The sequence below is a fragment of the Aetokthonos hydrillicola CCALA 1050 genome (genome assembly GCF_017591665.1).
In the GTDB taxonomy this organism is placed as follows: Bacteria; Cyanobacteriota; Cyanobacteriia; order Cyanobacteriales; family Nostocaceae; genus Aetokthonos; species Aetokthonos hydrillicola.
In genome coordinates, this window is the sequence record NZ_JAAKGC010000413.1 from 1 (window position 1) to 1,263 (window position 1,263).

Here is a 1,263-nt window from a genome sequence, read left to right on the forward strand (position 1 = left end):
TGCTGCTTAGTTTCGGCTAATTTCCTGATGATTCAGCTTGACTCAGTTTCAAACTTGAAGTTGAGTCCCTCTGTCGCGCCCCTGCTTGTTAATTGCTGGTCGACACTAGATTAGTCCAAACGCCAGTCACAAAGCATTGCTCAGGTAGAATCAGACGCATACATCGAAGCTCAAGCTATAGCCCCTGATCCAGAAATTCAACTCATAGATCTAAATGGCTTCTACACAAGAGCGCAAACTGAAGGTAAGACCATTGCCACTATCACCCATGATTGCGCTACAATCATTCGTTTCCAAAGCTTTGTGGTTTAGTGTGAATAAAGGTTTCTCACCCGGTGGCAGTTTAACTGGGAACAAGCCTGGAATAACACAGATGCTAAAAACCAGATTATTCAAGAGCTTGGTATTTGGTCAGACAGTGTTTTGCAAATGTCAAGATTATTCTCTTTACAACAATCCTAACTTTTATTGCAGAAATTTGTGAAATAGGGCGATAGCAACGCTGACGGCTGCTCTCCGTATCGCACTTCTTCACCCCAAGACAACAGCGAAACCTTCCTAATGACCAACATGAGTGCCACAAACCCCAGACAACAATCGCCACACTTGGGAAGGATTGGAAGTCTATTGTCGCCAGCTAGCAAGACAAGGTAAAGAACTGTACATCATTGCTGGTACATACGGTAGCCAAGGTACACTCAAAGGTCAGGTCACGATTCCTCAATCTACTTGGAAGGTGGTTGTGGTATTAGATCGTCCTGGTGCTGTTACTGAAAATACTCGTGTCATTGCTGTTAATGTACCCAACCAGCAGAATATAAATTATGATTGGAAAGCTTATAAAGTTAGCCTTGGAACATTAGAAGGGTTAACAGGATATCATTTTCTCTCTAATGTTCCCACTTTCGTTCGGGATACCATTGAGAAGAAAATTGATACTGAGTAAGGTAGTTATCGCCCTTTTGCACGCTTCTATTTCATTAATGAAGTTTTGTAAAGAATCTTGCTGTTGTTACATATCTGTTACACCACTGATACCTGAATCGTGGTTTACTCATGATGGTTGGTGATTCTGCGTTACTTGGGTTTTAAAGGAGACTGCAATGTCAGGGACGGGTGCTGTTTGTCGTCAGTTCTTAGCTGTAGCGAACTGCAAACAGAAACACTTCAAACTGCAAACAAGGCAAAATTGAAACCACATTAGCTGCAAATAAGGGTGGTCTCAAAACCACATTAGCTGCAAATGAAACCAGATTATTTGCA

General features: G+C 42.0%; 1 protein-coding gene. It reads left to right on the forward strand.

Going from position 1 to position 1,263, the window contains the following annotated elements:
• Positions 1-574 precede the first annotated feature (574 nt).
• Positions 575-946, forward strand: coding sequence for a DNA/RNA non-specific endonuclease (locus G4P69_RS38430; protein WP_310834467.1), 372 nt, complete (start codon positions 575-577; stop codon positions 944-946).
• Positions 947-1,263 lie beyond the last annotated feature (317 nt).